23 protein-coding genes are annotated in these 21,949 nt (G+C 68.8%); 13 read left to right on the forward strand and 10 right to left on the reverse strand.

Going from position 1 to position 21,949, the window contains the following annotated elements:
- Window positions 1-3 precede the first annotated feature (3 nt).
- The 3 genes from Q7X29_RS07510 (at window position 4) to yhjD (ending at window position 3,145) form a co-directional block, all read left to right on the forward strand.
- On the forward strand, window positions 4-951 hold the full coding sequence (locus Q7X29_RS07510; RefSeq protein WP_218717670.1) for an oxygenase MpaB family protein: 948 nt from the start codon (window positions 4-6) through the stop codon (window positions 949-951).
- Between the two features lie 98 nt (window positions 952-1,049).
- Window positions 1,050-2,081: a tryptophan--tRNA ligase gene (gene trpS, locus Q7X29_RS07515; RefSeq protein ID WP_218717671.1), complete on the forward strand. Its 1,032-nt coding sequence runs from the start codon at window positions 1,050-1,052 to the stop codon at window positions 2,079-2,081.
- 41 nt (window positions 2,082-2,122) lie between these two features.
- Complete coding sequence (gene yhjD, locus Q7X29_RS07520) at window positions 2,123-3,145, forward strand: inner membrane protein YhjD (RefSeq protein WP_218717672.1); 1,023 nt, start codon at window positions 2,123-2,125, stop codon at window positions 3,143-3,145.
- A 1-nt stretch (window position 3,146) separates the two neighbouring features.
- Here yhjD and Q7X29_RS07525 read toward each other — a convergent pair whose 3' ends face one another.
- Window positions 3,147-4,457, reverse strand: a complete 1,311-nt coding sequence (locus Q7X29_RS07525) for a D-alanyl-D-alanine carboxypeptidase family protein (protein WP_218717673.1) — start codon at window positions 4,455-4,457, stop codon at window positions 3,147-3,149.
- 118 nt (window positions 4,458-4,575) lie between these two features.
- On the opposite strand from Q7X29_RS07525, the gene Q7X29_RS07530 reads away from it, so the two are divergent.
- Window positions 4,576-6,090 carry an MFS transporter gene (locus tag Q7X29_RS07530; RefSeq protein ID WP_316573624.1) on the forward strand — a complete coding sequence of 505 codons (1,515 nt, stop codon included), beginning with the start codon at window positions 4,576-4,578 and terminating at the stop codon, window positions 6,088-6,090.
- Window positions 6,080-6,688: a TetR family transcriptional regulator gene (locus Q7X29_RS07535; RefSeq protein WP_255587495.1), complete on the forward strand. Its 609-nt coding sequence runs from the start codon at window positions 6,080-6,082 to the stop codon at window positions 6,686-6,688. The genes Q7X29_RS07530 and Q7X29_RS07535 overlap by 11 nt, the downstream gene beginning before the upstream one ends.
- A gap of 18 nt (window positions 6,689-6,706) precedes the next feature.
- Here the strand turns inward: Q7X29_RS07535 and Q7X29_RS07540 are convergent, their stop codons facing one another.
- Window positions 6,707-7,372, reverse strand: coding sequence for a SnoaL-like polyketide cyclase (locus Q7X29_RS07540; RefSeq protein ID WP_316573625.1), 666 nt, complete (start codon window positions 7,370-7,372; stop codon window positions 6,707-6,709).
- Between the two features lie 153 nt (window positions 7,373-7,525).
- Window positions 7,526-8,422, reverse strand: coding sequence for a phenylalanine 4-monooxygenase (locus Q7X29_RS07545; RefSeq protein WP_218717676.1), 897 nt, complete (start codon window positions 8,420-8,422; stop codon window positions 7,526-7,528).
- A 257-nt stretch (window positions 8,423-8,679) separates the two neighbouring features.
- Here Q7X29_RS07545 and Q7X29_RS07550 point away from each other — a divergent pair, with 257 nt between their 5' ends.
- Window positions 8,680-8,907, forward strand: coding sequence for a type II toxin-antitoxin system VapB family antitoxin (locus Q7X29_RS07550; RefSeq protein WP_218717677.1), 228 nt, complete (start codon window positions 8,680-8,682; stop codon window positions 8,905-8,907).
- A 65-nt stretch (window positions 8,908-8,972) separates the two neighbouring features.
- A complete protein-coding gene (locus Q7X29_RS07555; protein ID WP_218717678.1) occupies window positions 8,973-9,641 on the forward strand; it encodes a JAB domain-containing protein in 669 nt (222 codons plus the stop codon).
- A 4-nt stretch (window positions 9,642-9,645) separates the two neighbouring features.
- On the opposite strand, the gene Q7X29_RS07560 is transcribed toward Q7X29_RS07555, so the two are convergent.
- Entirely contained in the window at window positions 9,646-10,815 is a 1,170-nt protein-coding gene (locus Q7X29_RS07560; protein WP_218717679.1) for a hypothetical protein, read from the reverse strand.
- Between the two features lie 121 nt (window positions 10,816-10,936).
- Here Q7X29_RS07560 and Q7X29_RS07565 point away from each other — a divergent pair, with 121 nt between their 5' ends.
- A complete protein-coding gene (locus Q7X29_RS07565) occupies window positions 10,937-11,743 on the forward strand; it encodes an alpha/beta fold hydrolase (RefSeq protein WP_316573626.1) in 807 nt (268 codons plus the stop codon).
- Here Q7X29_RS07565 and Q7X29_RS07570 read toward each other — a convergent pair whose 3' ends face one another.
- Entirely contained in the window at window positions 11,744-12,463 is a 720-nt protein-coding gene (locus Q7X29_RS07570; RefSeq protein WP_218717681.1) for a TetR/AcrR family transcriptional regulator, read from the reverse strand.
- Between the two features lie 28 nt (window positions 12,464-12,491).
- The gene (locus Q7X29_RS07575; RefSeq protein ID WP_218717682.1) at window positions 12,492-13,721 is read right to left on the reverse strand and encodes a cytochrome P450; all 1,230 of its coding nucleotides are present in this window, start codon (window positions 13,719-13,721) and stop codon (window positions 12,492-12,494) included.
- A gap of 180 nt (window positions 13,722-13,901) precedes the next feature.
- On the opposite strand from Q7X29_RS07575, the gene Q7X29_RS07580 reads away from it, so the two are divergent.
- Window positions 13,902-14,840 carry a fructosamine kinase family protein gene (locus Q7X29_RS07580; RefSeq protein WP_316573627.1) on the forward strand — a complete coding sequence of 313 codons (939 nt, stop codon included), beginning with the start codon at window positions 13,902-13,904 and terminating at the stop codon, window positions 14,838-14,840.
- A gap of 153 nt (window positions 14,841-14,993) precedes the next feature.
- Here Q7X29_RS07580 and Q7X29_RS07585 read toward each other — a convergent pair whose 3' ends face one another.
- From Q7X29_RS07585 to sdhC, 4 genes are read right to left on the reverse strand one after another with little or no spacing between them, the layout of a single operon-like run.
- Window positions 14,994-15,764 (reverse strand): succinate dehydrogenase iron-sulfur subunit, encoded by a 771-nt coding sequence (locus tag Q7X29_RS07585; protein WP_218717684.1) that lies wholly within the window; start codon window positions 15,762-15,764, stop codon window positions 14,994-14,996.
- A complete protein-coding gene (sdhA, locus tag Q7X29_RS07590) occupies window positions 15,764-17,533 on the reverse strand; it encodes a succinate dehydrogenase flavoprotein subunit (protein ID WP_255587496.1) in 1,770 nt (589 codons plus the stop codon). The genes Q7X29_RS07585 and sdhA overlap by 1 nt, the downstream gene beginning before the upstream one ends.
- A 16-nt stretch (window positions 17,534-17,549) precedes the next feature.
- Window positions 17,550-17,984, reverse strand: coding sequence for a succinate dehydrogenase hydrophobic membrane anchor subunit (locus tag Q7X29_RS07595; protein ID WP_218717685.1), 435 nt, complete (start codon window positions 17,982-17,984; stop codon window positions 17,550-17,552).
- A 1-nt stretch (window position 17,985) separates the two neighbouring features.
- A complete protein-coding gene (sdhC, locus tag Q7X29_RS07600; protein WP_218717686.1) occupies window positions 17,986-18,390 on the reverse strand; it encodes a succinate dehydrogenase, cytochrome b556 subunit in 405 nt (134 codons plus the stop codon).
- Between the two features lie 290 nt (window positions 18,391-18,680).
- Between sdhC and Q7X29_RS07605 the strand changes: the two genes are divergently transcribed.
- The 4 genes from Q7X29_RS07605 to Q7X29_RS07620 all read left to right on the forward strand — a co-directional run bounded on the left by Q7X29_RS07605 (window position 18,681) and on the right by Q7X29_RS07620 (window position 21,941).
- On the forward strand, window positions 18,681-19,106 hold the full coding sequence (locus tag Q7X29_RS07605) for a cytidine deaminase (protein WP_218717687.1): 426 nt from the start codon (window positions 18,681-18,683) through the stop codon (window positions 19,104-19,106).
- A gap of 7 nt (window positions 19,107-19,113) precedes the next feature.
- Entirely contained in the window at window positions 19,114-20,496 is a 1,383-nt protein-coding gene (locus Q7X29_RS07610; RefSeq protein ID WP_218717688.1) for a thymidine phosphorylase, read from the forward strand.
- A gap of 25 nt (window positions 20,497-20,521) precedes the next feature.
- Window positions 20,522-20,707 carry a hypothetical protein gene (locus Q7X29_RS07615; RefSeq protein WP_316573628.1) on the forward strand — a complete coding sequence of 62 codons (186 nt, stop codon included), beginning with the start codon at window positions 20,522-20,524 and terminating at the stop codon, window positions 20,705-20,707.
- A gap of 136 nt (window positions 20,708-20,843) precedes the next feature.
- Window positions 20,844-21,941: an adenosine deaminase gene (locus tag Q7X29_RS07620; protein WP_218717690.1), complete on the forward strand. Its 1,098-nt coding sequence runs from the start codon at window positions 20,844-20,846 to the stop codon at window positions 21,939-21,941.
- Window positions 21,942-21,949: the final 8 nt, after the last annotated feature.

Below are 21,949 nucleotides of genomic sequence, written 5' to 3' on the forward strand. Positions count from 1 at the left end.
AGCATGGCCGCACGGCAAGGCGAACCCGGATATTTCGCCGACGATTCGATGATTCGACGGGTGATGAGCAAGCGGGCGGTGGGGCTGACCTACGGCGTCCGGGCGCTGGTGATCGGCGCGGTGCACCCGCTGCTGTTCGTCGGCACCAGCGAGCACACCGCGCACCGCGCGACGCCCTACACCCGGCTGGCCATCACCGGTGCGCTGTTCGAGGCGGTCTTCCTCGGCAGCAAGGCCGAGGCCGACCGTGCCCTGGCCTTCACCCGGCGCAAGCACGAGAAGGTGGTCGGCGCCCTGCCCGAGGACGCGGGCGCGCACTATCCGGCGGGCACCGCCTACGCCGCGCACGATCCGCACCTGATGTTCATGACCATGGCCTTCACCTTCGACTCCGCCGAGGCGATGTACGACCGGCTGGTCCGCGAACTCACCGCCACCGAACGCGAGGACCTCTATCAGGACTACGTTCGCTGGGGCGAGCTGTTCGGCATGCCGCGCGAGGCCGCGCCCGCCGACTACCCGGCCTTCCGCCGGTACTTCGACGACTACCTGAACTCGGCCGAGCTGTTCCTCACCGAGGAGGCCGATCTGGTCGGCTCGTACCTGGCGGGCCATCGCAAGGCCTATCGCCTGCGCCCGCCCGCCGAGCAGGTCGGCTCGGCACTGTATCTGCTGGTGCAGGGCAGCCTGCCCGCCCGGATCCGGGACATGTACGGCATCGAGTGGGGGATCGCCGATCAGCTGGCCTACGGCGCGCTGTGCCGTAGCCTGCGGACCGCGCACGTCGCCCCGCCGCTGGCGCCCCGGGTGCTGGCCGGCGCGCTCGCCGGGCCGAGCACGCCCTCCTACCAGCTGCTGGCCCGCCGCGAACAGCGGATGGTCAAGGCGGGCAAGCCGAGTATGCCCGGCGTCGATCCGCGCAACTGGGTGCAGCGAAATGCCGCGGTGTGACCGGCGGGCCCGGAGGCGGTAGCGCAGTGTAACCACGCAGGGCCGTCGGGGCGCACCGCCCGACAAAACGGTTTGAGCGTCATGGAAAGATCGGGGGCATGTCCAGTCCTGCCCCGGCCGCGACGGCCGAACGCAAGCAGCGGGTGCTGTCGGGCATCCAGCCCACCAGCGACTCCTTCCACCTCGGCAACTACCTGGGTGCGCTGCAGTACTGGGTGACCATGCAGGACGACTACGACGCGCTGTACTTCATTCCGGACATGCACGCGATCACCGTCAGCCAGGACCCCAAGGCGCTGCGGGCCCGCACCAAGGCCGCCGCCGCCCAGCTGCTCGCGCTCGGCATCGACCCGAAGAAGTCCACCCTGTTCGTGCAGAGCCAGGTGCCCGAACACGCCGAGCTGGCCTGGGTCCTGAGCTGCATCACCGGTTTCGGTGAGGCCAGCCGGATGACCCAGTTCAAGGACAAGTCGGTCAAGCAGGGCGCGGAGAACGCGACGGTCGGCCTGTTCACCTACCCGGTGCTGATGGCCGCCGACATCCTGCTCTACCGCCCGCACCAGGTGCCGGTCGGCGAGGACCAGCGCCAGCACCTGGAGCTGACCCGAAACCTGGCCCAGCGCTTCAACACCCGCTTCAAGAAGACCTTCGTCGTGCCGGAGCCGCATATCGTCAAGGGCACGGCCAAGATCTTCGACCTGCAGGATCCGACCGCGAAGATGAGCAAGTCGGCCGCCACCGACGCGGGCCTGATCAACCTGCTCGACGATCCGAAGGTCACCGCGAAGAAGGTCAAGTCGGCGGTCACCGACACCGAGCGCGAGATCCGCTACGACCCGGAGCACAAGGCGGGCGTGAGCAATCTGCTGGTGATCCTGAGCGCGCTCACCGAAACCCCGATCGTCACCCTGGAGGAGAATTTCGCGGGTAAGGGTTACGGTGATCTCAAGGCCGACGTGGCCGACGCGCTGGTCGAATTCGTCACTCCCGTCCAGCAGAAGGTGCAGGAATACCTCTCGGATCCGGCCGAATTGGACCGGATCCTGGCCTCGGGTGCCGAGCGGGCACGCGAGATCGCAGGCAACACACTGGCGCAGGTGTACGACCGGGTGGGCTTCCTGGCTCGCTGACCCGGTGTGCGCCTGCGGTTTCGGCCGAAAGGGCGCGTGCCATGCAGCTCGTCGACAACATCTCGGCCGCGGTCGAGAAGCAGATCGGGCGCAGGCCCTGGCTGGATCATCTGGTCAGGGCCGGCGGTCGATTCCAGCGGCAGCGCGGTGACTACTTCGCCGCGGGCATCACGTACTTCACTGTGCTGTCGCTGTTTCCGCTGCTGATGGTGGCGTTCTCGGTGGCCGGTTTCATCCTGGCCGGGCAGCCGGAGCTGCTCGCCCGGCTCCAGGAGAGCGTCGTGGAGAACATCCCGGGCTCCTTCGGCACCCAGATCAACGACCTGATCGATCAGGCGATCCGCTCGCGCGGCACGGTCGGTCTGCTCGGTCTGCTCGTCGGTCTGTATACCGGGCTCGGCTGGATCGCGAATCTGCGGGCCGCGCTCACCGAGCAGTGGGAGGTGCAGAGCCCCGAAAGTCCGTGGTGGCGTAGCAAACTGTCCGACCTCGGCGCGCTGATCGGCCTCGGCCTGGCGTTCGTGGTCTCGCTCGGGCTCTCGGCGCTCGCGTCGAGCGGGCTCGGCGCGCAGCTGCTCGCGCTCATCGGCGCCGATCATCTGCCCGGCGCGCCGGTGGTACTCGCGGTGGTGTCGATCGCGCTCGGTCTGCTCGCCTCGTGGGCGGTCTTCGCCTGGATGATCGCCCGCCTGCCGCGCGAGCCGGTCTCGCTGCGCAGCGCGGCGCGCGCGGCGGCGCTGGCGGCGATCGCGTTCGAGATCTTCAAACAGATCGCCGCCATCTACCTGCAGATGGTGCTGCGCAGTCCGGCGGGCGCGACGTTCGGCTCCATCATCGGTCTGATGGTGTTCAGCTACACCACCTACCGCATCCTGCTGTTCGCGACCGCCTGGGCGGCGACCTCGTCGGACAACGAACGCGATGCAGAGGTGGCGCCGCCGAACGCGGTGGTCATCCGGCCGCGCGTGGTCGATCGCGGCATGTCGACCGGGGCGGGCGCCGCCTACTTCGGCGCGGGCGCGGTCGCCGCGCTGGCGCTGCTGGTGTTCGGCAGGCGCCGCTGACTCAGCGCCTGCGCCGGTAGCTGCGCCGCGCCCACAGCAGCAGCGCCAGCACCACGATCGGCCCGCCGATCAGGGTCGCCACCCGCGCGGCGTGGTGTGGCTGCTGTTCGGGTTGGGCCTGCGTCCCGTCGGCGCGCGGCGGGGGCGTGGCCAGCGGCACGCTGGGATGCACTGCCGCGCTGCCGGACTCGGGCAGCTTGCCGATCCGGGCATCGGCGTCGAGCGCGAAACCGTAGTCGAGCAGCCGGGCCGCCTGTTCCCACGGCCGGATCGGGCGCACGTCGGCCTTGAGCAGGGTGACGACCAGCCGGTGCCCGTCACGCTCAGCGGCGGCGACGAAGGTCTGCCTGGCGTCGTCGGTGAAGCCGGTCTTGCCGCCGATCGCGCCCGCGTAGTTGTAGAGCAGCTGGTTGTCGTTGGCGATCGGGAAGCCGGGGTGGTCCTTGTCGTCGGGGATCTTCGGATCGGCCGGGTAGCCGGGGAAGTCGGCCTGCTCGGTGTGGATGAGCTCGGCGAACAGCGGGATGCTCATCGCCTCGCGGAACAGCACCGACAGGTCGTAGGCCGAGGTGCTCATGCCGGGGCCGTCCAGGCCGGACGGGGTCGCGGCGCGAGTATCCAACGCGCGCAAAGACTTCGCCACGTCGTTCATCTTCGCCACGGTGGCTTTGTCACCGCCGAGCTGGGTGGCGATCGCGTGCGCGGCGTCGTTGCCCGAGCACATGATCAGCGCCTGCATGAGCTGGCGGTTGGTGTAGCGGCCGCCGGGCCCGATGCCGACCCTGGTGCCATCGACGTCGGCGTCGGCCTGGGTGCCGATCACGACCTTGTCCAGGTCGAGAGTGCGCAGCGCGACGATCGCCAGCGCCACTTTGATCGTGCTGGCGGGGCGGTAGCGCCCGTGCGGGTCCTTGCCCGCGAGCACGCGCCCGGTGTCGAGGTCGGAGACCATCCACGCGGTGGCCGAGATGTCGGCGGGCAGGGGCGGGGCGCCCTTGGGCAGCACGACGCCGCATTCGCTCATCCGGTCGCCGCCGATCGGGGCATCGGGCACCGGTAGCGCGCTCGGCGTCGGCTCGCCCGGCTCGGGCACCTCGGAGGCGTCGATCGGGGCGGGCGGTCGCGTCTGCTGCGGGCAGTCGTCGGTGTTCGGCGTGGTGAACGGGGGTGTGGTCGTCGTGCTCGGTCCGCTGCTCGGTGGCGCGTCGGAACCGGGGACGGCGGTGGCGGCGGGGGCGCAGACCAGGGTGGCGGCGATCGCGGCGGCGCCGAGGGAGCTGGCGGCGCGGACGCCGAGTTCGCGGATCTTCATCGCCACAGAGAGTAGCGAGCCCGCCGGGCGCCGGCGCAGCGGCCGGTGGCAAGTCTTGACATGATCTACTAAATGAGAGTTACTAGCAAATGACTGTAACTTTCATTTTGGAGGAGATATGCGGACGGAATCCCCCCGCCGCTGGCTCGCCCTCGGCGCCCTCGCCCTGGCGATGCTCACGATCGGCCTCGACGTCACCGTGCTGACGGTGGCCCTGCCGACGCTCGCGGTCGACCTCGACGCGAATACCTCGGCGCTGCAATGGTTCAGCAGCGCCTACACCCTCGCGCTGGCCGCGCTGATGCTGCCCGCGGGCGCGCTGGGCGACCGCTACGGGCGCAAGAAGGTGCTGCTCGGCGCGCTCGTCGTGTTCGGACTGGCCTCACTGGCCTGCGCGTTCGCCGGCTCGGCCGGGCAGCTGATCGCCGCCAGGGTCGCGCTCGGCGTCGCCGCCGCGGCCATGATGCCGCTGTCGATGGCGGTGCTGCCGGTGCTGTTCACCGAGCCGGCGCAGCGTCAGCGTGCGCTGACGATCTGGGTCACCTCGACCGCCGTCGGCCTGCCGCTGGGGCCGATCCTCGGCGGCTGGCTGCTGCGGCACTTCTGGTGGGGCTCGGTGTTCCTGATCAATGTGCCGCTGGTGGTGCTCGGCGCGCTGGCGGTCGCGACCCTGGTACCGGAATCACACGGCGACACCGGCTTTCGCATCGATCTGCTCGGCGCCGCGCTCTCGGCCGCGGGTATGCTCGGGCTGACCTACGGCTTCATCCGGATCGGTGACCGGGACTGGGCCGATGCCCTCGGCTGGCTCGCGGTGGCCGGTGGCGTCGTCGCGCTCGGCGCCTTCCTGTGGTGGCAGCGGCGGTGCGCGCACCCGCTCATCGATGTCGGCCTGTTCGCCGCTCCCGGTTTCCGCTGGGGCACGGCGTTTTCCCTCCTGGTCAGCTTCGCCATGTTCGGCATGTTCTTCACCGTCCCGCAGTACTTCCAGGCGGTACTCGGCGTCGACGCGCTCGGCAGCGGCCTGCGACTGCTGCCGATGATCGGTGGCCTGGTACTCGGCAGCAGGCTGGTCGACCTGCTGCTACCGCGCCTCGGGGTGCGCGTGGTGCTCACCGCCGGCTTCCTGGTCCTGGCGGGCGGGATCGGGCTCGGCGCGCTGACCAGGGTGGACAGCGGCTACGGGCCGACCGCCCTGTGGACGACGGTGCTCGGCGCGGGCATGGGTCTGGTCATGCCGGCGGCGATGGGCCTGGCGATGGGGGAACTCACCGCCGCCCGCGCCGGTTCGGGTTCGGCACTGCTGCAAGCACTCCGGCAGGCAGGCGGCACCATCGGCGTCGCCGTGCTCGGCACGGTGCTGGCCACCACGTACCGGACCGAACTCGGCGCGCTGAACCGGGAGCCGATCTCCGACGGCGTCAACGCGGGCGTGGCTGTCGCACACCGGACGGGCGATCCGGCGACGCTCGCCCAGGTGCAACAGGCCTTCGTCGCCGGCATGAACACCATGCTCGGGGTATGCGCCGCGCTGTGCGTGGTGGCGGCCGCCGCGGCGGCGCTGGTACTGCGCGAGCGGGCGGCGGCACCGGCTGACGCGCCGGATACGGCAGAATCGATGCATGTCGGTTGAGATGTCGCTGCGCGAGCGGAAGAAGGAGCGGACCCGCCGCACCATCCGGGTCGAGGCGTTCCGGCTGTTCCGGGAGCAGGGCTACACCGAGACCACGGTGGAACAGATCGCGGCGGCCGCCGAGATCTCGCCCAGCACCTTCTTCCGCTACTTCCCGACCAAGGAACAGCTCGTCATCGCCGACGACCAGGACGCGCTGATGATCGAGGCGCTGGCGGCGCAACCGCGCGGCCTGCATCCGCTGACCGCCTTCCGCAACGCCACCTCGGCGGTGTTCTCGGGCATGTCGCCCGCGGACATGGCCTTCGAGCAGGAACGGCACGCACTGCTGTACCACGTGCCGGAGCTGCGTCCGGCGATCGGCCTGGAATTCCAGCGCAGCATCGAATTGGCGGCGCAACTGCTGGCCGAATACACCGGCAGACCCGCCGACGATTTCGAGGTGCGGGTGGCCGCCGGCGCGATGATCGGCACCATGCTGGCCATCGTGACCACCACGCCGGTCAACGCCGACAATGTCGGGCACGCCCTGCGCTTCCTGCAGGCGGGGCTGCCGTTCGGTCCGGATGACGCACCGAACGGCAGCGACCGGAGCTGACTACTCGCCCTTTCCGTGCTACACGGGGCAGCCGTGGGCCAGCGGGCCGAGCAGCTTGTTGTTGTCGTAGAAGTGCTCCAGCTCGAGGATGCGCAGGTCTTCGCTGACCCGGGCGATGGTGACGCCGAACATCTCGATCTGCTCACCGGTGGGCTGGTGGCCCTTGTACTCGCCCTCGTACTTGCCCCAGTGCCGCCAGCGGAAGCTCACGGTCGGCGGGCCGGACAGCACCTCGATGACCTCCCAGAAGAAGCCGCCGGGAAACGCGGTGTGGAAGACGTGGTGCGAGGACTCGAAGGTCTCGTTCGCCGCCTCGTAGTACGGGTTGTCGCCGATCAGGATGTTGTAGCTGCCGATCCGGGCGAATTCCTCGGCATCCTGCCATTCGCCGCCGTTGACCCGGCCGCGGTACTGCTCGGCGACCACCGACAGCCAGGTGGCCGGATCGCCCTTGTGCGAGACCTCCATCTCGAAGACCTTCACCAGGTCCTCGACGATCGCCTCGAGCGAGCCGGGGGCGTGCTCGGTGGTGCGCTCGCGCGGGATCACCTCGTGGCTGAGTTCGTAGTCCGGGACGTTGCCACGCCATTCCGTCGGTGCCGCCGCGGCGATCACCGCTTCGCGGCCCTGCAGCCACAGCGGGGCCTCCGGCTCGGGATTCTGCTCGGCTTGCGTATCTGTCACATCCACAGTCATTTTCGGTCTACCCGACCCTTTCGGAAAAGCTCGTAGAACCGGTCGAAGGTAACAGCGACCGCTCCGCCGCGCCTGCCGCGTCTCAGCAGATGAGAATTGCGAAACGTTGAACTGTGTTCTGTGACAACGTTTTCGGAAACGCTATGAGACGGCGTGCGGATGGTGTCCGAGTCTGGCGGGTGTCTCGTCGTCCATGGTCGCGAAGAATTCGCCGAGCACGCCGACGATCTGAGCCACCGAGTCCGCGCAGAACAACACCGGCTGGTAGTGGGTGATGTCGTAGTCGATGGTGCCCATCGCCGCGACGTCGAGCGGGCGTAGCCGGGCGTGCCGGAATTCGTCGATCTCGCCGAAGGAGGACAGCAACCCGGCGCCGTAACAGCGGATCTCGTCGCCCTCGCGGACGACGCCGAACTCCATCGAGAACCAGAACACATCGGCCAGGAATTTCAGCGCCGTCTCGGTCTCCAAGCGCGCCACCGCGGCGCCGACCGTCTCGTAGAGCGCGGCGAATTTCGGGCTCGCGATCTGGTTCGCGTGGCCGATGATCTCGTGGATCGCGTCGGGCTCCGGGGTGTAGAGCGGGGCCGAGTGGTGACGGATGTACTGGGTGGAGTGGAAGGTGCGCTCGGCGAAGGAACCGAAGAACTCGCGCAGCGGGACCAGTCCGGCGGCAGGCACGTAGCTGAAGCCGGTCAGCGGCGCGAGCAGCCGCGACACCTCGTCCAGCTGTGGGATGTGATCGCGCGGCAGGTCGAGCGCCGCCGCTGCCTCGCGCACCTCGCCGCACGCGTAGATCTCGTGCTTGCGGGCCAGCTCGGCCGAGGCGATCCGCCACACCCGCTGCTCGTCGTCGGTGTAGTCGATCCGTGGAACGGGGGAGCCCGGCTGATAGTCCAGCGCCATCGCGGCGATGGCGTTGCGGCGAGCGCGGTAGTCGCTGTCGTCGACGCCGGGATGATCCGCGCTCAGGTGCACAGTGACATCGCCGTCGCGCTCACGCGTGACCGGGGAGTACAGCTGCGCCTCGGTGAACATGCCTCCAGGCAAGCACCGCGCGTTCCCGTCGACAACAACGACGCGCACAACTGCGCAAACTGCACAGTTCTCGTGGCGAAAGGCCGCTGTTTCCGGCGATCATCAGGGTTTTCTGCGCGCTTGCCTGCACGCGATCGCGAGGTTCCCGATCGGTTGCTGTGCGGGCTTGCGAACGCGGGTATTCGGTAACGACGCGGTGAATCGGCCGACGCGTCCGGCGCGAATAACGCAAGATTGCGATCGACGAAGGAGGACGATTGCGATCCCTGCGGATAGATCTCGATCAGCACCTGCTGGCCGCGGCGGCCGACATCATGGGCACCGCCGACAGCAACGCGACCGTCAACGAGGCGTTGCGGCGCATCGTCGTGCACGAGCGTCAACTACGCAATCTCGAACGGCTGATGGCCGATTCGATCTTCAGCACCCCACGGGAGGACGAGCGCGACGCGATGCTCGCCGCGGACGCGGTCGCCGAAGGATAGCTCGGGGCGAATGTGTCGGTACCCGCTGGGATCATCGGTCTCGTCGCCGATCCGCAGGGGGAACGATGTCGGTACCGATCGCGAATCTGCCCGTCGCCCAACGCCCGCGTGAGCGCTTGCTGCTGCTCGGCCCGCACGCGCTCAGCGATGTCGAGCTGCTAGCGCTGCTGCTCGGGCAGGGTACGCGCGGGCAGTCCGCGCTCGAGCTCGCGGCGCACCTGCTGGGCGAGTACGGCGGATTGGCCGAGCTGGCCGCCGCCCGGCCGGAGGAACTGGCGCGCAGGGCGGGCATCGGACCCGCCAAAGCGGCGACGGTGATCGCCGCGTTCCATCTCGGCACCCGGTCGCGCACCAGCGAACCGGTGCCGCGGCTGCGCACCCCCGCCGATATCGCCCGCGTCGCGGTGCCGCTGTTCGCCGGCGCCAGGGTCGAACGCCTGCTCGTCCTGATCTGTGACACCCAGCATCGCCTGCGCCACCGCGCCTTCGTCGCCGAGGGCGCCATCGACCACGTCGCCGTCCCCGTCCGGGAGATCCTCAACACCGTCCTGCGCCATGACGGCCGCGCCTTCGCCGTCGTCCACAACCACCCCTCCGGCGACCCCACCCCCAGCACCGACGACCGCCGCGCGGGCACCCTCCTGTCCCGCGCCGCCGACATCGTCGGCCTGCGCTACCTCGACCACCTCGTCATCGCCGGCGACTCCTGGACCACCGCCCCGCCCCTGGACTGACTCCCTACTGCTCGATGTCGGCGGCGCGGAGGCGGGACAGGGCAGTGGGGTCGGGCCAGTGGCGGGCTTCGAAGCGGATGGGGTCGAGGGTGGGCAGGGGAGTGAGGCCGAGGATCTCGACGACGGTGGGGAAGGGGACGGTGCAGACGAGTTCGACCTCGTCGTTGTCGTCGCGGCGCAGGAAGCGCACGACGTCGGTCTCCGGGAGCAGGTATTCCACGCCCTCGCCCCAGACCACCGAGGTGAAGGCGCCGTCGGTGGACTCCTCGTAGTTGACCGCGGCCGCGTAGGCGGGGGCGATGTCGAGGTCGGGCAGTTCCAGATATTCCTCGAACATGGTGTTCAGATGGTCTGTCTGGATGCTGTATTCGGTCGCGGCCAGGCCCGCACGCGCCCGCAGCGCCAGCGGCATCGACGGGTGCGGGCCCGCCTCGTCGAAGGGGACGACCGTGCCGTGCTCGTCGACCGTGTAGCCCTGCGGCGACACCGGGCGGGCCGCGTCGCGGTACTGCTGCTCGATCATCTCGAACACCTCGACCAGCAGCTCCGGATCGTCGGGAACGACCAGCAGGGAATCGTTCTCGGCGATGAACGCCACCGGGCGGGCCGCCCCGCCCGCGTACCCGGCCAGCCAGCCCGGCACCAGCAGCCAGGAGGCGCAGTAGGAATCGCCGTCATCGACGAAGCGCAGGATCTGTAGTTCGGCCGGGGAGCCGGGCTTGCTCAGCGCCAGGAGATTGTCGCGCGCCGCGGCGAAGACCTGCTCGGCGTCGACACCCCAGGACGCGACCTGCTCGACGGACACGAACGCCCGTGTCCGCGGCAGATCGACGACGATCACCTCGTCGATGAACGGGAACGCCGCGCGGTGCAGCGGGCGCGGGCCGTCCTGGCCCAGCGTCACCGGGCGCAGCACCGAACGCAGCATCGGGCGCACCGAATCCCAGTCTCCCGGTACGTCGTCGGAACCGGTCATCGCCGCGACGAAGGCGGTGACCCGTTCCTCGCTCTCGGCGGGGCCGAGATGGCGGCACTCACGAAAAATGTTGTCCAGGAAGATCACCCGGCCGTCACTGTGCTGCACGCTGAAATCCTCGGCCGAGTACTCGGCATCACCGATCCCGTGCGCCCGCACACTCGCCAGCACGGTTTCCACGAACTGCTCGCGTTCCATCGCCGCTTCCCTCCCCATCCGGTCGGCTCTGGACTCGATCTTGGCCCACCGCACCGACAGAGTCGAGCCGTCGGCCGGGGATAGACTGCGTGAGCAGGCTCGATGGATCGAGGTGGCCGTCATGCCCAGCCCGCCCGGCGGTGTCCGCGTGGTGCGCGTGGGCGAGGTCGGCCTGGAGGTGATCGTCGGCGGCCGCGGCGTGCCCCTCGTCCTGATCCAGACCGGGCTGCTCGCCGAAGAATGCGCGCCGCTGGCGGCCGCACTCGGCGGCGAGTTCACCACGGTGCGCTACCACCGCCGGGGCTACGCGGGCAGCGATCCTGTCACCGGTCCCGGCTCGATCGGCCGCGACGCGCGCGACTGCGCGGCCCTGCTCACCGCGCTCGGCATCGACGCCGCGCACGTGCTCGGGCTCTCCTACAGCGGTGCCGTCGCCTTGCAGCTGGCGGCCGACGTGCCGGAGCGGGTCCGCTCACTGACCCTGATCGAGCCACCACCGGTCCACAATGCCGAATTCCGTTCCGTCACTACCGAACTCCATCGCGCGTACCGGCACGAAGGCGGCGCGGTCGCCTTGGACCGTCTGATGCGCATCATCAGCGGGCCGGGCTGGCGCGAGCTGCTGGACCAGCAGCTGCCCGGCGCCGAGAAGCAGGCGGCGGCCGACGCGGGCACCTTCTTCGCCACCGATCTGCCCGCGCTGTTGAGCTGGTCGTTCACCGCCGCGGACGCGGCCCGGGTCCGGGCGCCGGTGCTCTACCTCGGCGCGACGGCGAGCGGTCCGTGGTTCGCCGAGGTCGCCGAGCTGATCACCACCTGGTTCCCGCGAGCCGAAACAGTGCTGCTCGCCGGGGCCGACCACGGCCTCGCTCTCACCCACCCGGCCGACCTCGCCGCGGCGATCATCGCGTTCGCGGCCGGCCGCTGATCATCGGTCGGCGAAACCGGTGGTGCGGGCCAGGTCGGCCAGCATGGCGTCGAACATGATCTCCGGATCGGCCAGCGGAATCGGGTAGTTGCCGAACACCTCGAGGGTGACGTGGCCGAAGAGCCGAGCCCAGATCTGCACCATCAGATAGGTGACGCCCAGGTCCAGCTTCTCGGCCGGGAACTTCTGGCCGGACTCCGAGAGCATGGCCAGCAGATCGGTCTGGAAGGCGACGAGGTCCTCGCGCAGCGCGGCCGGGATGGTCTCGCCGGGCGGGGTGGCGATCTCGAAGCTCACCAGCAGCCTGCCCGCCGCGGCGAGGAAGATCCGGCCGAAGGGCTCGTCGAAACGGCGCATCATCGACCGGCCGGCGGTGGGCGAGGCGAACACCAGGGTGAACTCCCGGGGATTGGCCAGCGCCCACCGCCGGAAACCGCGGCAGATGGCCAGGAACTGCGCCGCGCCGTCGTCGGGCAGCACCGCGATCTCGGCCGAGAGGAACGCGGCCAGGTCGGTGCAGAACTCCACCCGCAACCGCTCGATCAGCTCGTCGCGCGAGGCGTAGTGCCGATAGAGCGCGGGCGCGGTGACGCCGAGCTCGCGGGCGATCGCACGCAGGGTGACCGCGTCCGGGCCCTGGGCGGCCAGCAGCGCCCGGGCGACCCGCCGGATATCGGCATCGGTCACCACGGGCGCGCGGCCACGCGCCTTTCCCGTCACCCGGCCACCCCCTCGATCATGGTTCGGTTCAAGCGTATTCGACCTCCCAGCGCTTGATGCCGTTGAGCCAGCCGCTGCGCAGCCGCACCGGGTCGGCGACCTGGCGCAGGTTCGGCATCGCGTCGGCAATGGCATTGAACATCAGGTCGATCTCCAGGCGGGCCAGATTCGCCCCGACACAGTAGTGGGTGCCGGTGCCGCCGAAGCCGACGTGCGGATTGGGGTTGCGCAGCACGTCGAACTCGAACGGGTTGGCGAAGGCTTCCTCGTCGAAGTTGGCCGAGCTGTAGAACAACCCGATCCGCTGGCCCTTCTCGATCTGCTGTCCGCCCAGTTCCAGGTCGCGGGTGGCGGTGCGCTGGAACGCGGTCACCGGGGTCGCCCAGCGCACGATCTCGTCCGGCGCGGTGCGCGGGCGCTGCTCCTTGTAGAGCTCCCACTGGGCGGGGTTGTCGACGAAGGCCTTCATGCCGTGGGTGATCGAGTTGCGGGTGGTCTCGTTGCCCGCGACGGCGAGCAGGATGACGAAGAAGGCGAACTCGTCGGAGCCGAGGTGCTCACCGTCGACATCGGCGTTCACCAGCTGGGTGACGATGTCGGCGGCGGGACAACCGCGGCGTTGCTCGGCCATGTTCCAGGCGTAGCCCATCACCTCGGCGGTGGCGGTGTGGTGGTTGCCCTCGAACTCCGGATCGTCGTAGGAGATCATCTGGTTGGTCCAGTCGAAGATCTTGCGGCGGTCCTCCTGCGGCACGCCGAGCAATTCGGCGATCGCTTGCAGCGGCAGCTCGACGGCCACCTGTTCGACGAAGTCGCCGCGTCCCGCGCGCTTGGCGTCGAACACGATCCGTTCGGCCCGCTCGGTGAGCGCGGCGCGCAGGTTCTCCACCGCGCGCGGGGTGAACCCCTTGGACACGATGCGCCGGATCTTGGTGTGCTGCGGCGGATCCAGGTTCAGCATGAGCATGTTGCCGAGCATGTCGATCTGCTCGCGGGTGGTCTCCTCGTTGAACCGGATGATGGCGGTGTTCTCGTGCGAGGAGAAGTCGTCGGGGTTCTTCGAGATCTCCTTGATGTCGGCCAGCTTGGACACCACCCAGTAGCCGCCGTCGTCGAACCCGCTGGCGCGGTCCGGCTGGGCGCACCACCAGACCGGCGCGGTCCGCCGCAACTCGGCGAACTCCTCGATCGGCAGTCGGCTGGCGAGCAGGTCGGGATCGGTGAAATCGAACCCCGCGGGGATGTTGGTGCTGGTCACGGCTATCTCCTCCGGTCCGGTGCGCGGACGTCACAACGTGATGTGGAACACGTTCTCGACGATGTAACCACGTCCGACCCGTTTATGAACAGCGTTTAGTAATACCTGTTTACAAAATGTGTCGAGGAGATTCGCGCGGTTCGCCGACCGCGACCGCCGCCCACTCGGCAAGATGGCCGCGTGGACCTGCCGTTTCTGCGCGCGAACCCGCATCTGCTGCCGACCTTCCTCGCGCACCAGCGCCTGCGTACGACGCCCGTGCCGGGCGGCTCGATCAGCGTCGCCGAGCGGATCGTGCTCGACGACGGGACCCATCTGTTCCTCAAGACCTGGCCGGGTGGCGCGTCCGCCGCGCCGACGGCGGCGGCCACCGCCGCGCCCGCCGGTCTCTTCGCGGCCGAAGCGGACGGTCTGCGCTGGCTGCGCGAGGCGGGTGGGGTCGCGGTGCCCGAGGTGTACGCGGTCACCGAGGAACTGCTGCTGCTGGAGTGGATCGAGCACGCCGAGCCGAGTCCCGCCGCCGCCGAACGCTTCGGGCGCGAGCTCGCCACCACCCATCGAGCGGGCGCGCCCTGCTTCGGTGCGGCGGTGTCACCCCACGCCGCCTCGCTCGATGCCGGGCGAGGCGGCGTCGGACCGGCCGGATTCCTCGCGGGCCTCCCCCTGGACAACACCCCGGGCGACGACTGGCCGACCTGGTTCCGCGAACGCCGCATCCTGCCGTACCTGAGACTCGCCGTCGACGCGGGCGGCCTGGACGCCGCCGACGCGGCACTGGTCGAATCGATCCGCATCGAGGCGCCGGACGAACCCCCGGCCCGCATCCACGGCGACCTCTGGCCCGGCAACGTCCTGTGGAGCCGCGCCGACACTCCCTGGCTGATCGACCCCGCCGCCCACGGCGGGCACCGCGAAACCGACCTGGCCACCCTCACCCTGTTCGGCGGCGCTCCCCACTTCTCCCGAATCGTCGCCGCCTACGACGACACCCACCCACTGGCCCCCGACTGGCGATCGCGCATCCCCCTCCACAACCTGCCGCTACTCCTGGTGCACGCGATCCTCTTCGGCCGCGCGTACCGCACCGCCGTCCTCGACGCGGCCGCTCCCTATCGCTGAAACAAGACGCGGCCGTCCGGTGCCCGCAGCCCGGTCTCCGATCGACCCGGTGCGGACCGTGCGGACGGACTCGTGGCGAATCCTGGCGTCCGTGAACGACGAAGGCCGCCTCCATCGAAAGATGAAGGCGGCCTTCGCCGAGACCGGGGGAGATCAGCGGGTGAAGAGCAGGGCCCGCTTGACTTCCTGGATGGCCTTGGTGACCTCGATGCCGCGGGGGCACGCGTCGGTGCAGTTGAAGGTGGTGCGGCAGCGCCACACGCCCTCGACGTCGTTGAGGATGTCGAGACGCTCGCGGGCGCCTTCGTCACGGCTGTCGAAGATGAAGCGGTGGGCGTTCACGATCGCGGCCGGGCCGAAGTAGCTGCCGTCGCTCCAGTACACGGGGCAGGAGGTGGTGCAGCAGGCGCACAGGATGCACTTGGTGGTGTCGTCGAAGCGGGCACGGTCGTGCTGGGACTGGATGCGCTCGCGGGTGGGCTCGTTACCCGAGGTGATCAGGTACGGCTTGACGGCACGGAACGCGTCGAAGAACGGCTCCATGTCGACCACGAGGTCCTTCTCCACGGGCAGGCCGCGGATCGGCTCGACGGTCATGGTGAGGGTCTTGTTGCCCTTGGGCAGCAGGTCCTTCATCAGCACCTTGCAGGCCAGCCGGTTCACACCGTTGATCCGCATCGCGTCCGAACCGCACACACCGTGGGCGCAGGAACGCCGGAAGGTGAGGGTGCCGTCCAGGTAGGACTTGATGTAGATCAGCACGTTGAGGAAGCGGTCGGTCGGCAGGACCGGCACCTGGAACGAATCCCAGTACGCGCCCTTGTCGTTCTCGGTGCTGAACCGGGCCACCTTGACGGTGACCATGACCGAGCCCTCGGGAACGGGCGCCGGCTTCTGCGTGGTGGGTTCGGCTACAGCAGTCATCAGTACTTACGCTCCATCGGCTCGTAGCGGGTCTGCACCACCGGCTTGAAGTCGAGGCGGATCTCGGAGATGAGCTCCGGACCCTCCTTGTAAGCCATCGTGTGCCGCATGAAGTTGACGTCGTCGCGGTCCGGGTAGTCCTCGCGGGCGTGGCCGCCACGCGATTCCTTGCGGTTGAGCGCGCCGACCACGGTGACCTCGGCCAGCTCGAGCAGGAAGCCCAGCTCGACGGCCTCGAGCAGGTCGCTGTTGTAGCGCTTGCCCTTGTCCTGCACCGTGATCCGGGTGTAGCGCTCCTTGAGCGCGTGGATGTCGGTGAGGGCCTGCTTGAGGGTGTCCTCGGTGCGGAACACGGCGGCGTTCATGTCCATCGTGTACTGCAGCTCGGTGCGGATGTCGGCCACGCGCTCGTTGCCGTGGTCGGACAGGATCAGCGTCAGCCAGTCCTGCACCATCTGCGCCGGGTTCTCCGGCATCTCGACGAACTCGGTGCGCTGGGCGTACTCGGCGGCCGCGATGCCGGCGCGACGGCCGAACACGTTGATGTCGAGCAGCGAGTTGGTGCCGAGCCGATTGGCGCCGTGCACGGACACACACGCGCACTCACCGGCGGCGTAGAGGCCGGGGACCACGTCGGTGTTGTTGCGCAGCACCTCGCCACGGATGCGGGTGGGGATACCGCCCATCACGTAGTGGCAGGTCGGCATGACCGGCACGAGCTCCTTGACCGGGTCGACGCCCAGGTAGGTGCGCGCGAACTCGGTGATATCGGGGAGCTTCTCCTCGAGCACGTCCTCGCCGAGGTGGGTCACGTCGATGTAGACGTAGTCCTTGTTCGGCCCGGCGCCCCGGCCTTCCAGCACCTCGAGCACCATCGAGCGGGCGACGATGTCACGCGGCGCGAGGTCCTTGATGGTGGGGGCGTAGCGCTCCATGAAGCGTTCACCGGAGGCGTTGCGCAGGATGCCACCCTCACCACGAACCGCCTCGGAGATGAGGATGCCCAGGCCGGCGAGGCCTGTCGGGTGGAACTGGTGGAACTCCATGTCCTCGAGCGGCAGGCCCTTGCGGAACACGATCGCCATGCCGTCACCGGTCAGCGTGTGCGCGTTCGAGGTGGTCTTGTACATGCGGCCCGAGCCGCCGGTGGCGAACACGATCGACTTCGCGTGGAAGACGTGGATCTCGCCGGTGGCCAGCTCGTAGGCGACGACGCCGGTGGCGACGGGGCCGCGCTCGGTGTCGGTCATCACCAGGTCGAGCACGTAGAACTCGTTGTAGAACTCGACGTCGTGCTTGACGCAGTTCTGGTACAGCGTCTGCAGGATCATGTGACCGGTGCGGTCGGCGGCATAACACGCGCGACGCACGGGCGCCTTGCCGTGGTCACGGGTGTGGCCACCGAAACGGCGCTGGTCGATCTTGCCCTCGGGCGTGCGGTTGAACGGCAGGCCCATCTTCTCCAGGTCCATCACCGCGTCGATGGCCTCCTTGGCCATGATCTCCGCGGCGTCCTGGTCGACCAGGTAGTCACCACCCTTGACGGTGTCGAAGGTGTGCCATTCCCAGTTGTCTTCTTCGACGTTGGCCAGCGCGGCGCACATGCCACCCTGGGCCGCGCCGGTGTGGCTGCGGGTGGGGTACAGCTTGGTCAGGACCGCGGTGCGAGCCCGGGGACCGGCCTCGATCGCCGCGCGCATACCCGCGCCACCGGCGCCGACGATGACGACGTCGTAGCGATGCTCCTGAATCGGACGGGATTCACTCATGCGAGGTGGCCTGTTCCTAACCGGTGATGTTGGGGTCGAAGGTGAAGATGACGTACGTGCCGACGCTCATCACCAGGATCATCGAGACCACGAGGATGGTCTTGAGCCAGAACCGGGTGGAGTCCTTGCGGGAGTAGTCATCGATGACGGTCCGCAGACCGTTGCCGCCGTGCAGCTGTGCCAGCCAGAGCATGGCCAGGTCCCAGAACTGCCAGAACGGGCTGGACCAGCGACCGGCCACGAAGGCGAAGTTCAGGCGCTTCACGCCACCGTCGATCATCAGCATGATGAACATGTGGCCGAGCACCAGCACGATCAGCAGCAGGCCGGAGAACCGCATGAACATCCACGCGTACTTCTCGAAATTGCTGCTCGACTTGGCCCGGGGGGAGCGGGGAGCGTCGAGGCTGGCCGGGCGGTCGTAGGACTTGCCGAGGACAGGTGCAGACATATCAGTGCTCCGTCAGCAGGTAGAAGAACTGGCGGCCGACGCCGGCGGCGGAGACCAGAACCCAGATGGTCAGCACGATCCACAGCATCTGCTTCTGGAAGCGCGGACCCTGCGACCAGAAGTCGACCAGGATCACGCGGACGCCGTTGAGAGCGTGGAACAGCACGCAGACGACGAGGCCCATCTCCATGAGCGCGACCAGCGGGTTCTTGTACAGCTCGATCGCGTGGTCATAGGTATCCGGGTTGACCCGGACCAATGCCGTGTCCAGCACGTGCACGAAGAGGAAGAAGAAGATCGTGACACCGGTGATCCGGTGCAGCGCCCAGGACCACATGCCAGGGTCGCCGCGGTACAGCGTCTTCCGCTTCGGCTGGGCCGGAGCCGGAGCTTCTATCGTGGTCATAGAGTGCGGTGCCTCCAACGTCGTTGATGGACCCGGTCACAGATCCGACGCCGGCGTGCGTGGAGAGGCAAATGCCCAGGTGGCTGCGCTGTGTTCGCGAGCGCTGGCCCGCCGCCGGGAACCTGAACCGATCTTCGGCTGACTCTAATCCTCTCTGTTTCGCGGAACTAATTCGGCGTGCCGTGCGTTGCGTGCGAATCAGCCGAGTTAGGTTTACCTTTCTCCATGCCGGATACTGGTGCGGAGGCCCGATTGTCGACGCGTTCGGCGGGATCGGCTGGAGGTTCGCGATGCCTGAAATCGACTGGAATACCTTGCATGACATGGCAATTCGCGCTATGAGGTCGGCGTATGCCCCGTACTCGGGATTCCCGGTGGGTGCCGCGGCTCTCACGGCGGCCGGTGGAATTGTGAGCGGTTGCAATGTGGAAAATGTCTCATATGGGCTAACCCTGTGTGCCGAATGTGTACTCGTCGGTAACTTATTCGCTTCGGGTGGGGGACGCCTTGTAGCCGTCTCGGTGACCGATTCCCGGGGCGAAATCCTGATGCCGTGCGGACGCTGCCGGCAGCTGTTGTTCGAGCACGGCGGCGCGGAGTTGCTCGTCGACCACGCCGAGGGGCCCAAGCGGCTGAGCGAACTGCTGCCCTACGCGTTCGGGCCGGACGATCTGGCGGCCGGTCGGACTGGCAAAGGCCCGTCACCACTGATTTAGTGGGCACATGGGTAACTCGTCGGGGACGAACGAACGCTCCACCCACCTGCCGCCGGTCGCCGACGTGAGTCCGTCCGCGCCTGCGTCCGGCCAGGAAACGCGGAGTGGCGGCCACAGCGCGGTATCGGTCATCACTACCAAACGCGACGGCGGGGAGCTGTCCGACGCACAGATCGACTGGGTGGTCGACGGGTTCACCCGGGGAATCGTGGCCGACGAACAGATGTCGGCGCTGGCCATGGCGATCGTGTGGCGGGGGATGACCCGGCGCGAGACCGCCCGCTGGACGGCGGCGATGATCGGCTCGGGCAGCCGGCTGGACTTCACCGACCTGCCCCGGCCCACCGTCGACAAGCATTCGACCGGCGGGGTCGGCGACAAGATCACGCTGCCGCTGGCCCCGCTGGTGGCGGCCTGCGGTGCCGCCGTGCCGCAGCTGTCGGGTCGCGGACTCGGCCACACCGGCGGCACGCTGGACAAACTCGAGTCGATCCCCGGCTGGCGGGCCGATGTCACCGTGCCGCGGATGCGCGAAATCCTGGCCGATCCCGCGATCGGCGCGGTGGTGTGCGCGGCGGGCGCCGACCTGGCCCCGGCCGACAAGCGCCTCTACGCGCTGCGCGATGTCACCGGCACGGTCGAGTCGATCCCGCTGATCGCGAGTTCGATCATGAGCAAGAAGATCGCGGAGGGGACCGCGGCGCTGGTCCTGGACGTGAAAGTCGGCTCCGGCGCGTTCCTCAAGACCCTCGACGACGCGCGCGAGCTGGCCACCGTGATGGTCGAGCTCGGTCGGGACGCGGGCGTGAACACGGTCGCGCTGCTCACCGCGATGGACACCCCGCTCGGCCGGACGGCGGGCAATGCGCTCGAGGTCGCGGAGTCGGTGGAGGTGCTCGCCGGCGGTGGACCCGCCGATGTGGTCGAACTGACGCTGACGCTGGCCCGCGAGATGGTCGCCCAGGCCGGCCTGCACATCGACCCGGCCGACGTGCTCGCCGACGGCCGGGCCATGGACCAGTGGCGCGCGATGATCCAGGCGCAGGGCGGCGACCCCGACGCACCGCTGCCGGTGGCGCGCCACACCGAGGTCGTCCGGGCCGAATCGAGCGGCATCCTCACCCGGCTCGACGCGATGGGCGTCGGCACCGCCGCCTGGCGGCTCGGCGCCGGTCGCGCGCGTCAGGGTGAACAGGTGCAGGCGGGCGCCGGGATCGAGATGCACGCCAAGCCGGGTGACGCGGTGGTCGCGGGCCAACCGCTGCTCACCTTGCACACCGAGACACCGGAGGCCTTCGCCGGCGCTCTGGCCGCTCTCGTGGACGCGGTGGCGGTCGAACCGGACTCCGAGGCGAAGCCGGGGGACCTGGTCCTCGGCCGGATCGGCTGACGACCAGTTCCGGGGGCGGACGTCGGTGATCATCGGCGCCCCGCTGGGGATGGTGGCGACGATCATCTGCGGCGGGCTCGAACTGCCCCTGTTGGCGTTGCCGCTGCCCGTGTTGTTCTTGTTCATGCTGGTCACCGCCGCACTGCCGGGTACCGAACGCCGGCTTCGGGCCGGGCACACGGTGCGCGAGCCCGCGGCACCGTTCGGCTGAGACACCGCACCATCGGCGACCGAACCGGCGGACTCAGGTGACCCGCAATAGTCCGTCGCGGGTCGGATATTCAACGAGACGGTTGCCACGCGGGAAGTTCGCTGCCGGGATCGGCGCATGCGGCTACCGTCTAAACATGACTGGACCGGCGCCCCTAGACCTTGCTTCGATCCGACGCGCACCGAAGGCCTTGCTGCACGATCACCTCGATGGTGGTCTGCGGCCCGAGACGGTGCTAGAGCTGGCCGCGGACTGCGGCTATGACGAATTACCCGCCGACGATGCCGAGAGTCTCGGGGCGTGGTTCCGCGATGCCGCCGACAGCGGATCGCTCGAGCGATACCTGGAGACCTTCGCCCACACGGTCGCCGTGATGCAGACCCCGGAGGGGTTGCGGCGGGTCGCCCGCGAGTGCGCGATCGATCTCGCCGCCGACGGCGTGGTCTACGCCGAGGTGCGGTTCGCGCCCGAACAGCACCTGGAGAAGGGCCTCACGCTCGACGAGGTCGTGGAGCACACCATCGCCGGTTTCCGCGAGGGCGAGGCGATCGCGGCCGAGCGGGGCGAGGTCATCCGGGTGACCTGTCTGCTCACCGCGATGCGGCACGCGGCCAGATCCCGGGAGATCGCCGAGCTCACCGTGCGCTTCCGCGATCGCGGGGTCGGTGGCTTCGACATCGCGGGCGCCGAGGCGGGCTTCCCGCCCACCCGCCATCTCGACGCCTTCGAGTATCTGCGAGCCAACCACGCGCACTTCACGATTCACGCGGGTGAGGCGTTCGGATTGCCGTCGATCCACGAGGCGCTGGCCTTCTGCGGCTGCGATCGGCTCGGCCACGGCGTGCGCATCACCGACGACATCACCGTGCCCGGCGATATCGAGGACGCCCAACTCGGCCTGGTCGCCAACTACGTGCGCGACATGCGCGTCCCGCTGGAACTGTGTCCGTCGTCGAATGTGCAGACCGGCGCGGTGCCCTCGCTGGACAAGCATCCGTTCGACCTGCTCGCACGGCTGCGCTTCCGGGTCACCGTCAACACCGACAACCGGCTGATGAGCGACACCACGATGAGCGCGGAGATGCTCAAGCTGGTGGAAACCTTCGGCTACGGCTGGTCCGACCTGGAGCGCTTCACCATCAACGCCATGAAGTCGGCGTTCATCCCGTTCCCCGATCGGCTGAAGATCATCGATGAAGTGATCAAACCGGGCTACGCGGTACTGCTCGGGTGAAACGCGAA

The organism is Nocardia canadensis (genome assembly GCF_032656385.1).
Lineage (GTDB): Bacteria > Actinomycetota > Actinomycetes > Mycobacteriales > Mycobacteriaceae > Nocardia > Nocardia canadensis.